Raw genomic sequence first — 12,651 nt, 5'->3', positions numbered from 1 at the left:
GATGACGGACCGACGCCCTCTCCTGCGCGCGATCTTCGATGCGGCGGTAGCTGCCGCCCATCCGGATGTCGTGCTGGCGCCGCACCTGCGTCCGGTGCCGAAGGGGAGGGTGATCGTGCTTGCCGCGAACATCAGGCCCTCGAGCACGAACAGAATTCCCACACCGATGAGGAAGTCGGCGAACGCTATGGACCTCATCCGATGGCGACCTCTCGTCCGGGCGTTTCTTCTTGGCTAAGGGGCGAAGCGGATGCTTCGCCCTCGTGATGCGGTTACTGCTGCTTCGGCGCAGCGGCCGTTGCCGACGGACCGACGGCCGGCAGACGGCCGGACGCGCTGCCGAAATATTTGAAGAAATCGGAGTCCGGGCGCAACAGGAAGCGGGTGTCGTTGGCGCGCAGGCCGTTCTCATAGGCCGACATCGAACGGTAGAACGCGAAGAAATCCGCATCCTTGCCATAGGCTTCGGCAAACAGCCGGTTGCGCTCGGCGTCGCCCTCGCCGCGCACCTGCTCCGCGGTCGAATTGGCCTCAGCGACGATGACGGTTGCCTCACGATCCGCCTTGGAGCGGATCTCCTGCGCCTTCTGACCGCCCTGGGCGCGGAATTCGGCCGCCTCGCGCTGACGCTCGGTCTGCATCCGCTGGTAGACCGCCTGGCTGTTCTGCTCCGGGAGGTCGGCGCGGCGGATGCGGACGTCGACGACCTGGATGCCGTAGCCGTCGGCCTCGTGGTCGAGCTGGTCGCGGATCCGCGCCATCAACCTCTCGCGCTCGTCGCGGACGACGTTGATGAAGGTGACCTCGCCGAGCACGCGGCGCAGCGCCGCGTTGAGCAGCGTCGTCAACTGCACGTTGGCCGCCTGGATCGTGCCGACGCTCTGATAGAAGCGCAGCGCGTTCTTGATGCGGTAGCGGGCGAAGGCGTCGACCACCAGCCGCTTCTGGTCGGAGGCGATCACTTCCTGCGACGGGTTTTCCAGGTCGAGGATGCGCTTGTCGATCGAGATCACGGAATCGATGAACGGCGCCTTGAAGTTGAGGCCGGGTTCGGTGACCACGCGGACGGGCTCGCCGAGCCGGACCACCAGGACCTGTTCGGTCTGCTGCACGGTGAAGACCGAGCTGTAGCCGATGATGACCAGCACCAGCAGGATGATCAGCGCGGCAATGCCGGTGACGGGCGACCTCATCGCGTGCCTCCGCCCTGCTGCTGACCGGTGGTGGCGGACGGACGCCGCGGCGTCAGCTCGCTCAGCGGCAAATACGGCACGATGTTCTGGCCGGACCCGTTGCCGCCGTCATAGACCAGTTTCTCGGAGCCACCGAGGATGCGTTCCATCGTCTCCAGGTAAATGCGTTGCCGCGTCACGTCGGGGGCCTTCTTGTATTCGTCATAGACTTTCAGGAAGCGCGCACTCTGGCCCTTGGCCTCCGCCACCGCCTGCTCCTTGTAGCCTTCGGCCGCCTGCACGATCTGGGCGGAGCGGCCGCGCGCCTCCGGTATCACGCGGTTGGCATAGGTCTGCGCCTCGTTCTGCAACCGTTCGAGGTCGGCGCGCGCCGCCTGAACGTCGCGGAACGAGTCGATCACCTGCTGCGGCGGATCGACCTTCTGCATCTGCACCTGGGTGATCAGGACGCCGGCGCCGTAGGTATCGAGCGTCTTCTGCATCAGTTCCTGCACGTTCTGCTCGGTGGTGGTGCGCGCGCCGGTGAGGATCGGCTGGATCTGTGACCGGCCGATCACCTCGCGCATGGCGCTTTCCGCCACCGCCTTCACGGTGCCTTCGGGGTTCTGGATGTTGAACAGGAAGTCGCCGACGCCGTCGGGCTTGATCCGCCACAGCACGGTGAAATCGACGTCGACGATGTTCTCGTCGCCGGTCAGCATCAGGCTCTCTTCCGGCACGTCGCGCATGGTGCGGCCGCGCCGCGCCGGGTCGTCGATCAGGGTCATGCCGATCGAAATGGTGGAGACGCGCAGCGCCTTCGGCAGCAGCACTGTCTCGATCGGATAGGGCAAATGATAGTTCAAGCCCGGCTGCACCGTGCGCACGTGCTTGCCAAAGCGCAGGACGACGCCGAGTTCTTCCGACTGAACCCGGAAGAAGCCGGACAGGCCCCAGATCGCGAGCGCGCCGACCACGACAAGCGCAATCCCCATGCTGCTGAAATGGCCGCCGGGCAGGAGCTGCTGCAGCCGGTCCTGGCCGCGGCGTAGGAGGTCCTCAAGATCCGGCGGGCGCGGCCCGACCGATTGTGGACCGGAGCCCCATGGGCCCTTCGGACCCGAGCCCCACGGCCCCCCGCCTTGATTCTTCCACGGCATTAAAGCTTCTCCTCGGCAAGCCCGGGATGGATTGATGGACGCCCGGCCTCGTCAGTCCGCCCGGCTTTATAGGGGACCGAATGGCCCCTTACAACGCAAGCTTCCAAGCTGAACGAGCTATGCCTGCGGACATAATTGTCAATGCAAACATTGGCTAGCGGGGTTAACGCTGGACACGCCGACTATATGTCACATAGGAAAAATCGACGCTGTCAGTCGGCCCGGCCGGATTTCGCACCCGCGCCACTTCTTCCCATTTCGCCGTGTCAATTGTGGCGAAATGCGTATCGCCTTCCGGCCGCGCATGCACTTCGGTGATTTCGAGCCGGTCGGCGCTATCGATCCATTGCGCGTAGATCTCGGCGCCGCCGATGACGGCGATTTCGGTGGCGAAACGCCGCAGCGCATCGCCGAGCGCGATCGCGCGGGCGTTCTCGAGCGACTGGGTGACGATCGCGCCGGGAGCGCGATAGTTCGCGTCGCGCGTCACCACGATGTTGGTCCGACCGGGGAGCGGCCTGCGCAGGGACTCGAAGGTCTTGCGCCCCATCACCACCGGCCTGTTCATGGTGATGGCCCTGAAGCGCTGCTGGTCGCTCTTCAAGCGCCACGGGATCGCATTGCCGCGCCCGATCACGCCGTTCTCGGCAACCGCTGCGATCAGCACGATCTCCATCAGCGCGCCCCATCCGCCAGCGCCTGCAGCGCCGGACCGGTGATGCGGCACAGTGTCCATTCGTCCATCATGACGGCGCCGAGCGATTTGTAGAATTCGATCGAGGGCGTATTCCAGTCGAGCACCGCCCACTGTAATCGCGCCCACCCGTTGGCGACACATTCCCTCGCAAGATGGACGAGCAGCGCCTTGCCGATGCCCTTGCCACGCAGCGCCGGGCGGACGAACAGATCCTCCAGATAGATCCCGTGCTTGCCGGCGAAGCTGGAGAAATTGACGAACCAGAGCGCAAAGCCCGCAGGCTCCCCGTTCCACTCGGCGATGTCGCACGCGAGCCGCGGATTGTCGCCGAACAGCGCCTCGGCAATGTCGGCTTCGGTGGCCTTCACCTCGTGGAGCAGCTTCTCGTATTCGGCAAGCTCGCGAACGAGCGCGTAGACGAGCCCGGCTTCATCGGCACGCGCACGGCGGATGGTCAGCGACATCCTTAAGCTCACACCGCGACTTCGGCCTTGATGTGCGGGTGCGGGTCGTAGCCCTCGAGTTTGAAATCCTCGTAGCGGAAGGCGAAGATGTCCTTCACGTCGGGATTGATCTTCATCACCGGTAGCGGCCGGGTCGGACGCGTGAGCTGCAGCCGCGCCTGCTCGATATGGTTGGAATAGAGGTGCGTGTCGCCGAGCGAGTGCACGAAATCGCCGAGCTTCAGTCCCGTCACCTGCGCCACCATCATGGTGAGGAGCGCATAGGAGGCGATGTTGAAGGGCACGCCGAGGAAGACATCGCCGGAGCGCTGGTAGAGCTGGCAGGACAGTTTGCCGTTGGCGACATAGAACTGGAACAGGCAGTGGCAGGGCGGCAGCGCCATCTTGTCGACGTCGGCCGGATTCCAGGCGCTGACGATCAGGCGGCGCGAATCCGGATTGCGCTTGATCATGTCGATCACGTTCGCGATCTGGTCGATGCTGCGGCCGTCGGGCGCCGGCCAGGAGCGCCATTGCGATCCATAGACCGGGCCGAGATCGCCATTGGCGTCGGCCCATTCGTCCCAGATGGTGACGCCGTTGTCGCGCAAATATTTGATGTTGGTGTCGCCGGCGAGGAACCAGAGCAGTTCATGCACGATCGCCTTCAGCGGCAGCCGCTTGGTCGTCAGCATCGGGAAGCCGGCCGACAGGTTGAAGCGCATCTGGTGGCCGAAGATCGACAGCGTCCCGGTGCCGGTACGGTCGTGCTTCTCCGCACCATCGGCGAGGATGCGTTCGAGCAGGTCGTGATACTGGTTCATGGCGTGAGCTTCGGGCCTTTCGGGAACGGCGAATGTACCGGCCGCAAACGGCCGTCGACACGGCGATTCGGCCTTCCCTGGCGATTATACCCCGAAAAATGATGGCCCGTTCTTAAACGACAAGGGCGGAACCCGCGTTCCGCCCTTCTCCACGTCCGCAACCCGGGACCGCTCGCTGTCATTCCGGGGCGCGCGGAGCGCGAGCCCGGAATCCATTTCGCCGCTGGCGCGTGCCGCCCGATGGATTCCGGGCTCGTCCTTCGGACGCCCCGGAATGACAGCGAGGTGTCCCCGGGTTGCGCTTCGCTCCACCCGCTACGGGGTCACTCTAGCCAGCCGGCTTGAGCACCGGGGTCCACTTCTTGATCTCGTTGTTGACCAGCGTCCCCAGCGCCTCCGGCGTGCGGTCGGCCGGCTGCGGGATGACGCTGCCGAGCTCGAGCAGGCGCTTGCGGACGGTTTCGTCGTCCAGCGCCTTGACGGCTGCCGCGTTCAATTTGGCGATGATCGGCGCCGGTGTCCCCTTGGGCGCGAAGATCGCGTTCCAGGCCTGGGCCTGGAAGGCCGGCAGACCGGCCTCCGCCGTGGTCGGAACATTCGGCAGCGACGGGTTCCGCTCGGGGGTCGCAATCGCATAGGCCTTGATGGTGCCGGCATTGATCTGCGGCACGGCGTTGACGATCTGGTCGCACATATAGTCGACCTGCCCGGCCACCAGCGCGTTCATCGCTGGGCCCGTGCCGTTGAAGGGCACGCCGACCGGTTCGATGCCGAGGACCGAGTTCAGGAGCTGGCAGGAGACGTGGGAGACCGAACCGACGCCGGCATGCGCCGCGTTGACCTTCTCGGCGTTGGCCTTCACGTAAGTCACGAATTCCTTCAGGTCCTTCGGCGGAAAGTCCTTGCGCGCCAGGATCAGGATCGGCGTGCCGGCCAGGAGCCCGACCGGCTCGAAGCTCTTCTCCGGATGGTAGGCCAGATTGGGATAGAGCGGCACCGAGGCCGCGTGCGTCCCCATGTGCCCCGTGATCAGCGTATAGCCGTCATTGGCGGCGCGCGCCGCGCGTGCGCTCGCGGTGGTGCCGCCAGCTCCGACCACGTTCTCGATGATGATGCTCTGGCCGAGCGTTTGCGCCATATGGCCGGTGACGATGCGCGCGATGACGTCGGTCGGGCCGCCAGCCGCGAACGGCACAATCATGGTGATGCTGCGCGTCGGATAGTCCTGCGCGCGTGCTGGCGCGACGACAGCCGACAGCAAGGCTGCCAGCGCGAGAGAGGCACTCGCAAGCGAGCGACCATACCAATTCATCGAGATCCCCTGATGTCCGTTAAACGAAAATGCCGGCCAAACGGCCGGCATTTCTTTTCATAACGAACTTCGGGGAGTCGATACGACTTCCGCCTGCGACACGCCGACGCAGGCTAACCTCAGCCCTCGGACTCCACGAACACCTCGTCGCGCTTGGCGCGCAGGGTCGGCAGCACCGCCAGCACCAGAAGTCCGGCGGCGATCGCGAGCAGCACCGCCGACAGCGGGCGGCTCACGAACACGCTCCAGTCGCCGCGCGAGATCAGGAGCGCCCGGCGCAGGTTCTCCTCCATCAGCGGCCCGAGCACCATCCCGAGCAGCAGCGGCGCCGGCTCGAAATCGTGCTTGATCAGCCAGTAGCCGACCAGGCCGAACACGCCGGCAAGGACGACGTCGACCGGAGCGTTGTTCACGGAGTAGATGCCGATCGCGCAGAAGATCACGATCGAGGGGAACATCAGCCGGTACGGCACGCGCAACAGCCGGACCCAGATGCCGACCAGCGGCAGGTTGATGATGACCAGCATCAGATTGCCGATCCACATCGAGGCGATCATGCCCCAGACCAGATCCGGCTGCTTCTGCATCACCTGCGGCCCCGGCACGATGCCGTGGATCGTCATCGCGCCGACCATCAGCGCCATCACCGCATTGGGCGGGATACCGAGCGTGAGCAGCGGGATGAACGAGGTCTGCGCCGCGGCATTGTTGGCGCTCTCCGGCGCAGCTACGCCCTCGATCGCGCCGCGGCCGAACCGCGACGGATTCTTGGCGAGCTTCTTCTCCAGCGTATAGGCGGCGAAGGAGGCAATGACGGCGCCGCCGCCCGGCAGGATGCCGAGGATCGATCCCAGCACCGTGCCGCGTCCGATCGCCGGCGCGGAGTCGATGAGGTCCTTTCTCGTCGGCATCAGGCCGGTGATCTTCTGCTGCACCAGATCGCGGCTCATCTCGGCGCCGTGGTCGAGGTTGCGGATGATCTCCGCGAAGCCGAACACGCCCATCGCCACGGTGGCGAAGCCGAGGCCGTCGGCGAGCTCGGGGATGTTGAAGGCCATGCGGGAAGCGCCGGTCTCGATGTCGGAACCGACCATCGACAGCAGCAGCCCCATCACGATCATCGCGATCGCCTTCAGCACCGAGCCCTTTGCCAGCACCACCGCAAAGATCAGGCCGAGCACCATCAGCGAGAAATATTCGGCCGGCCCGAACGCCAGCGCGAGTTTTGTCAACGGCGCGCCCAGGATGGCAATCAGGACGGTGGCGACGCAGCCGGCGAAGAACGAGCCGATCGCGGCGATCGCCAGCGCCGGGCCGGCGCGGCCCTGTTTTGCCATCTGGTGGCCGTCAAGGGCGGTGACGACCGAGGTCGCCTCGCCCGGGATATTGACCAGGATCGAGGTGGTCGAGCCGCCATATTGGGCGCCGTAATAGATGCCCGCGAGCATGATCAGCGCGCCGACCGGCGGCAACCCGAACGTGATCGGGAGCAGCATCGCCACCGTGGCGATGGTGCCGATGCCCGGCAACACGCCGACCAGCGTGCCGACAAGCGCGCCGATCAGGCACATCAACAGATTGATCGGCGAGAAGGCGACGGCAAAACCGTGGGCGAGATTAGCAAAAAGATCGACCATCACGCCCTCACTGGATCAGGAAACGCGGGAACATCGGCATCGGCAGCCCCAGCACATAGGGGAAGAGGAGCGCGCAACCGAGCGTCAGGCAGGCGCCGACGATGACAGCCTCGATCCATCGTGTTTCATGCGTGCCCAGTGCCGCGATCATGAAGCTTGCGAAGGCCGACACCACCAAACCGAGTGGACGGATCGCCAATGCAAAGAAAACGATCGCGGCGCAAACGAACAGCGGTCCGCGCCAGGAATAGTGCGCCAGTCCCGGTCCCTCGGTGAACAGCCCCGTCACGGCAATGCCGGCGCCGAGCCCAACCAACAGCACGCCGAACATCCGCGGTGCGGTGCCGGCGCCGAAGGAGAAGCCGCGCATGCCCTGCAGATCGCTCGAGGCCCATAGCGCCAGTAGCGCGAGCGCCATCAGCACGATGCCGCCGATATAATCCTGCGGCGCGCGAATCTTGACGAACAGCGTGACGATCGCAACCGCAAACAGCGGATAGGAATAGATCAGCGCCAGCAGCACATCCGAGGAAAAGCCCTTCTTGGCGTCGGCGGCGACCGATCCGAACACCGCGTTGGGGGCGGCGGACAATAGCGCCCCGCCATGGGCGAGCAGCACCTGCGCCGGCCCGCGGCCCGTGCCCAGTCCGAAGATTGTGCCCAACGACCACACCAGCTCGAAAAGCTGCGGCGCCAGCGCCAGCACGAAAATGCCGATGGCGGCGTTCGTGTTACGTGTGCTTGATGCGGTTTGGCCCATCGTTTCGGCCATGCATGTCTCCTCCGTGCCCGCACCGCGGGCCCTGTTATTCTATCGGCTGGATTTGCAACCCGCCCCGGCCTTGCCTAGCGATTTTCGTCAAATAACGCCAGCGAAACCGAGGACGCCCCCGGCCAGCAACAGCCAAAAAGGGTTAAGCCGCGTCGCAAAGGCAACAATGGCCGTTATCACCGTCGTAAGAGCGGCAATCCAACTTTGGTCGGAAGTCCGGGCCAAAATGAACCCACTCGCGGCCATCAGCCCGATCGAAAGCGGAACCAGTGCCGCCTGGATGATCGCCGGCCAGCGCGAATGGCGCGAGCGCGTGAGCAGCCCGCTCACATAATAGGCAAGCAGCGCGGTCGGCCCGCACATCGCGAGTGTCGCCGCCAGTGCCCCCGCGATGCCGGCGACGGAGTAGCCGATCAGGGTCACGATCAGCACGTTCGGCCCCGGCGACAATTGCGAGATCGCGAAGACGTCGGCGAACTCCTTGTCGGTCATCCAGTGGTGGACTTCGACCGCGATCCGGTGCATTTCGGGAATGGCCGCATTGGCGCCGCCGACGGCAAACAGCGACATCAGGCCGAACGTCCAGATCAGCGTCGCAATCGGATTCATATCCTCATTCATGCCCGCCCCCGTTGGCGAATCAGCAGCGTGACGGCTAGGCTCGCGGGGATGGCGACCAGCAGCACCTCCGCCAACGGCAGCCGCAACACCCCGATCGCTATGAAGACCGCCATGAGGACTACGAGCCCGGCGATATCGCGCCGCTTCACCAGCGGCATCGTCATCTTGAGCATCACGGACAGCAGAAGGCCGACGGCGACGCATGCTACGCCGGCGAGCGTCCGCCGCAGCGCTTCGAGCTCGCCGTAATGCTTGTAGAGCGCCGCCAGCACGATCGCGATCAGCATCGGCGGGCCGACCAGCCCGGCAAAGGCCGCGATCCCGCCGGCGAGCCCCCGGAAGCGGGAGCCGAACACGAACGACAGATTGACGATATTCGGCCCTGGCAGGAAATGGCACAGGGCGAAGGTCTCGTTGAACTCGTCCGCGGTCATCCAGCGGTGCTGCTCGACGATGCCCCGGCGCGCCCAGACCAGGACCCCGCCGAAGCCGGCCAGGGACATTTTTGCAAAGGCCACGAACAGTTCCCCCAGACTGGGCTGGATGGGCGGGGTCGAGGCGGGAAGGTCCGCCACGGGAGCGGCGGCCGGCGGAGAATCGGAGGACATGGCAAGACCCTAAAATGCCGCATCCCGCCGGCCAAGGCGATAAACCGAAGCCGTTCCATGCATGAAACGCCGGGATGGGGCCGCCAAGGGCCTGTTTTTCCGTTGCTTTACCCCCTATATTGGGAGTGCCGGCTTGCCGGCTATGGAAATAAATGACCGTCGAAATAAACCATTCGGACCCGGGGGCGGTACCCGGCGCCTCCACCAGAGCCCATGCGGAACCGAGAGCCGTGGGTTCCGGCGGGGGCGAAATAGGATCGACGAGGGCGTAAAGGGCGTGTTTTTTCTCGGTATGGTTCCGCCGATATCGGGCCAATGCAATAGTTGCCAACGACAACTATGCTCCGGTTGCTCAGGCTGCGTAACGCAGTTTGAAAGACCACTTTAAAGCCCTAGCGGGTTAAGCTCCGCTAGGCGGGGTTCGGAGGCACCTGGCAACAGAAGCCTCCACTTCACATTTGCATGGTAAAGTGCGTGCATCCCAAGCGGGTGCTTGCGCCGCAAATTCGATCCGGAAGACCTGCTGACCTTGGCTTGTGGCCGGGATACCATATAGCTAAAGGCGAGTCGGGCGACCGGCATGCGGCCGGCCATTTTTGAACGCGACAGGACCATCATGGCGACCGATCACATCCGATATGACGTGCTGGCGCGCGACGCGCTGCGCGGGGTGGTGCGCCACGTGCTGGCGGACGCCGCGGAGCACGGACTTCCCGGCGAGCATCATTTCTACATCACCTTCATCTCCAACGCCGACGGCGTGAAGATCTCGCCGCGGCTGCTCGCGCAGTATCCGCAGGAGATGACAATCATCCTGCAGCACCAGTTCTGGGACCTGGTGGTGACGGACGATCGTTTCGAAGTCGGACTTTCGTTCGGCGGCATTCCGGAGCGGCTCGTCGTGCCCTTCGCCGCCATCAAGAGCTTCCTCGATCCCTCCGTGAAGTTCGGCCTGCATTTCGAACCGTCCGAGGAGGAGGTCGCGCCCGAGAAGCCCGAGCCCAAGCTGCCTGCGGCTTCGCCTGCACCATCGCCGCCTGCGCAGGCGGCCGAGACTGCTTCGGAAGAGAAGGAAGACTCGGAAAAGCCGAGCGAAGGCGCCGAGGTGGTTCGGCTCGACCGCTTCCGCAAGAAATAATCTAAACACGCATCAATCGTCGACGCTGTAGAATGAACGTTACGCCGCTTCACGGCGCAACGGACATTGGCAATGGCTCGATCAACATCCTCCTCACAAAAAAACAAAACCATCCGCGTCGAGACCGACAGTTTCGGTCCGATCGACGTCGCCTCCGACCGCTATTGGGGCGCGCAGACCGAACGCTCCCGGCAGAATTTCCGCATCGGCCGCGACCGCATGCCGATCGAGATCGTGCATGCGCTCGGCATCGTGAAACTGGCGGCAGCGCTCACCAACCGCGAGCTCGGCCTGATCGACGCGCGCCGTGCCAATGCGATCACGCGCGCCGCGAAAGAAGTGATCGAAGGCAAGCTCGACGATCATTTCCCGCTGGTGGTGTGGCAGACCGGCTCGGGCACGCAGACCAACATGAACCTCAACGAGGTGATCGCCAACCGCGCCAACGAACTGCTCGGCTTTGAACTCGGCGCGAAGAAACCGGTTCATCCCAACGACCACGTCAACATGAGCCAGTCGTCGAACGACTCGTTTCCGACGGCGATGCACATCGCAGCGGCGCAGGGAATTTTCAGCAGGCTGATTCCTGCGCTCAGCGAATTGCATCGCGAGCTGCGCCGCAAGGAGAAAGCGTTCGCGAAGATCGTCAAGATCGGCCGCACCCACACCCAGGATGCGACGCCGCTGACGCTGGGTCAGGAATTCTCCGGCTATGCCGCGCAGGTCGAGAGCGCCATCGCGCGGCTGCGTACAGCGGCGAAGGATCTCCTGCCGCTGGCGCAAGGCGGCACCGCTGTCGGCACCGGCCTCAACTCCAAGCCACGCTTTGCGAGACTGTTCGCAAGGCACGTCGCCAAGATCACGAAGCTGCCGTTCATCAGTGCGCCGAACAAGTTCGAGGCGCTGGCCTCCAACGACGCCTATGTGCTGGTGCACGGTGCGATCAATTCGGTGGCGACCGGGCTGTTCAAGATCGCCAACGACATCCGCTTCCTCGGCTCGGGCCCGCGCTCAGGCCTCGGCGAACTGATCCTGCCGGAGAACGAGCCGGGCTCCTCGATCATGCCGGGCAAGGTGAACCCGACGCAATGCGAGGCGATGACGATGGTATGCACGTACGTCTTCGGGAACGAAACCGCCGTCACCATCGCGGGCAGCCAGGGACACTTCGAGCTGAACGTCTACAAGCCAGTGTTGGCATATTGCATGATGAGTTCCGTTCAGCTCCTGTCGGATGTTATCAGCTCCTTCACCGAGCATTGCGTGGTCGGGATACGTGCCGATGAGAAACGCATCGGCGAGCTGATGCAGCGATCGCTCATGCTCGTCACTGCGCTTGCGCCGAAGATCGGATACGACAACGCCGCGAAAGTCGCGAAAGCAGCACATGCGCGTGGCACTACGCTCAAGGAAGAGGCGTTGCGGCTCGGCTATGTATCGGAACGTGAATTCGATTCCCTGGTGCAGCCGGGCAAAATGACACATCCGGGTTAAGTGAACCGCGAATTGCATAATTTTCCCGGGAAAAAGCGGTGATAGGATGTGCTGGCGCGCTACGAATTAGCGCAGCCCCTCGACTGATATAATTATGGATCATAACGCCTAAAGAATGAGATTGGTTGCAACGGGCGTTGCGTTGACGCATGGGACAGCGGCGAAATATATGGTTTTCGCGGGGCGAAGCTAACCTTTTGATGCTATCACTAGGCGCTATATAGTGATTTCGGATGGGCATGTGCTGTGCTTGCGCGCAACTTGGCTGCGGCTGTTTCGCCAACAGGCATTTGCGCTTCGGGATCGCTGGATGATGGGGTGGGCATGGGGCACGTGATCAATTTGAACCGAGTAAGAAAACAAGAGCAGCGCAAAGAAGCTGCGAAGCAGGCTGAAACCAACCGCGCACGATTTGGTCGCAACAAGTCTGAACGGAAAGCGGATGAGCTTCGTAACGCGCGCGACAAGAAGCTGTTGGATCAGCATCGCATCGACGGCGGAGACGCATCATGAAATCGCCCGTCGTCAAACGTTCGATCGTGGTCGCCGGCCACAAGACCAGCGTCAGCCTCGAAGAAGCGTTCTGGAATGGCATGAAGGAAATCTCGGGCCTCCGGAACATGACGCTGTCGGAGCTGGTCGGCGAGATCGACAGCAATCGCCAGCAGGGCAATCTGTCGTCCGCGATCCGGCTTTTCGTGCTGGAGTATTTCCGTTCGCGCGCAATCGCCGCGACGACGGCCCAGGTACCGGACAACAGGCCGCAAGCCTGA

At 63.8% G+C, this 12,651-nt stretch carries 14 protein-coding genes, 1 other RNA gene and 1 pseudogene; 5 read left to right on the top strand and 11 right to left on the bottom strand.

Translation table 11 applies throughout. The features are described 5' to 3' along the window. The 11 genes and pseudogenes from ACZYOF_RS29745 to ACZYOF_RS29695 all read right to left on the bottom strand — a co-directional run. Positions 1-198, bottom strand: a pseudogene (locus ACZYOF_RS29745) (hypothetical protein); the annotation flags it as partial. A gap of 74 nt (positions 199-272) precedes the next feature. Continuing rightward, positions 273-1,193, bottom strand: coding sequence for a protease modulator HflC (hflC, locus tag ACZYOF_RS29740; protein ID WP_463717995.1), 921 nt, complete (start codon positions 1,191-1,193; stop codon positions 273-275). After that, positions 1,190-2,332 (bottom strand): FtsH protease activity modulator HflK, encoded by a 1,143-nt coding sequence (hflK, locus tag ACZYOF_RS29735; protein WP_130581592.1) that lies wholly within the window; start codon positions 2,330-2,332, stop codon positions 1,190-1,192. Before hflK ends, hflC begins: the two co-directional genes overlap by 4 nt. A 163-nt stretch (positions 2,333-2,495) precedes the next feature. Beyond that, positions 2,496-3,008, bottom strand: coding sequence for a dihydrofolate reductase (locus tag ACZYOF_RS29730; RefSeq protein WP_463717996.1), 513 nt, complete (start codon positions 3,006-3,008; stop codon positions 2,496-2,498). Next, positions 3,008-3,493 (bottom strand): N-acetyltransferase family protein, encoded by a 486-nt coding sequence (locus tag ACZYOF_RS29725; protein ID WP_463717994.1) that lies wholly within the window; start codon positions 3,491-3,493, stop codon positions 3,008-3,010. Before ACZYOF_RS29725 ends, ACZYOF_RS29730 begins: the two co-directional genes overlap by 1 nt. Before the next feature lie 8 nt (positions 3,494-3,501). Continuing rightward, the gene (locus ACZYOF_RS29720) at positions 3,502-4,296 is read right to left on the bottom strand and encodes a thymidylate synthase (protein WP_130581597.1); all 795 of its coding nucleotides are present in this window, start codon (positions 4,294-4,296) and stop codon (positions 3,502-3,504) included. Positions 4,297-4,624: 328 nt separating this feature from the next. Then, on the bottom strand, positions 4,625-5,608 hold the full coding sequence (locus ACZYOF_RS29715; RefSeq protein WP_282528359.1) for a tripartite tricarboxylate transporter substrate binding protein BugD: 984 nt from the start codon (positions 5,606-5,608) through the stop codon (positions 4,625-4,627). A gap of 119 nt (positions 5,609-5,727) precedes the next feature. Next, positions 5,728-7,245 carry a tripartite tricarboxylate transporter permease gene (locus ACZYOF_RS29710; RefSeq protein ID WP_282528358.1) on the bottom strand — a complete coding sequence of 506 codons (1,518 nt, stop codon included), beginning with the start codon at positions 7,243-7,245 and terminating at the stop codon, positions 5,728-5,730. A 7-nt stretch (positions 7,246-7,252) separates the two neighbouring features. Next, a complete protein-coding gene (locus ACZYOF_RS29705; protein ID WP_130583009.1) occupies positions 7,253-8,017 on the bottom strand; it encodes a tripartite tricarboxylate transporter TctB family protein in 765 nt (254 codons plus the stop codon). A gap of 87 nt (positions 8,018-8,104) precedes the next feature. Beyond that, positions 8,105-8,638, bottom strand: coding sequence for a chromate transporter (locus ACZYOF_RS29700; RefSeq protein WP_130583010.1), 534 nt, complete (start codon positions 8,636-8,638; stop codon positions 8,105-8,107). After that, entirely contained in the window at positions 8,635-9,246 is a 612-nt protein-coding gene (locus ACZYOF_RS29695) for a chromate transporter (RefSeq protein WP_130583011.1), read from the bottom strand. The genes ACZYOF_RS29700 and ACZYOF_RS29695 overlap by 4 nt, the downstream gene beginning before the upstream one ends. Before the next feature lie 88 nt (positions 9,247-9,334). Between ACZYOF_RS29695 and ssrA the strand changes: the two genes are divergently transcribed. The 5 genes from ssrA (at position 9,335) to ACZYOF_RS29670 (ending at position 12,651) form a co-directional block, all read left to right on the top strand. After that, positions 9,335-9,698: a transfer-messenger RNA gene (gene ssrA / locus ACZYOF_RS29690) on the top strand. Positions 9,699-9,862: 164 nt separating this feature from the next. Beyond that, positions 9,863-10,384 (top strand): SspB family protein, encoded by a 522-nt coding sequence (locus ACZYOF_RS29685; RefSeq protein WP_130583016.1) that lies wholly within the window; start codon positions 9,863-9,865, stop codon positions 10,382-10,384. A gap of 72 nt (positions 10,385-10,456) precedes the next feature. Then, positions 10,457-11,878: a class II fumarate hydratase gene (fumC, locus tag ACZYOF_RS29680; RefSeq protein ID WP_130583013.1), complete on the top strand. Its 1,422-nt coding sequence runs from the start codon at positions 10,457-10,459 to the stop codon at positions 11,876-11,878. Positions 11,879-12,202: 324 nt separating this feature from the next. Then, positions 12,203-12,391, top strand: coding sequence for a DUF4169 family protein (locus ACZYOF_RS29675; RefSeq protein WP_130583017.1), 189 nt, complete (start codon positions 12,203-12,205; stop codon positions 12,389-12,391). Continuing rightward, a complete protein-coding gene (locus ACZYOF_RS29670; RefSeq protein ID WP_130583014.1) occupies positions 12,388-12,651 on the top strand; it encodes a ribbon-helix-helix domain-containing protein in 264 nt (87 codons plus the stop codon). Before ACZYOF_RS29675 ends, ACZYOF_RS29670 begins: the two co-directional genes overlap by 4 nt.

This window comes from Bradyrhizobium sp. LeoA1Lang (genome assembly GCF_055413685.1).
This window is presented reverse-complemented; position numbering and strand designations above follow the sequence as displayed.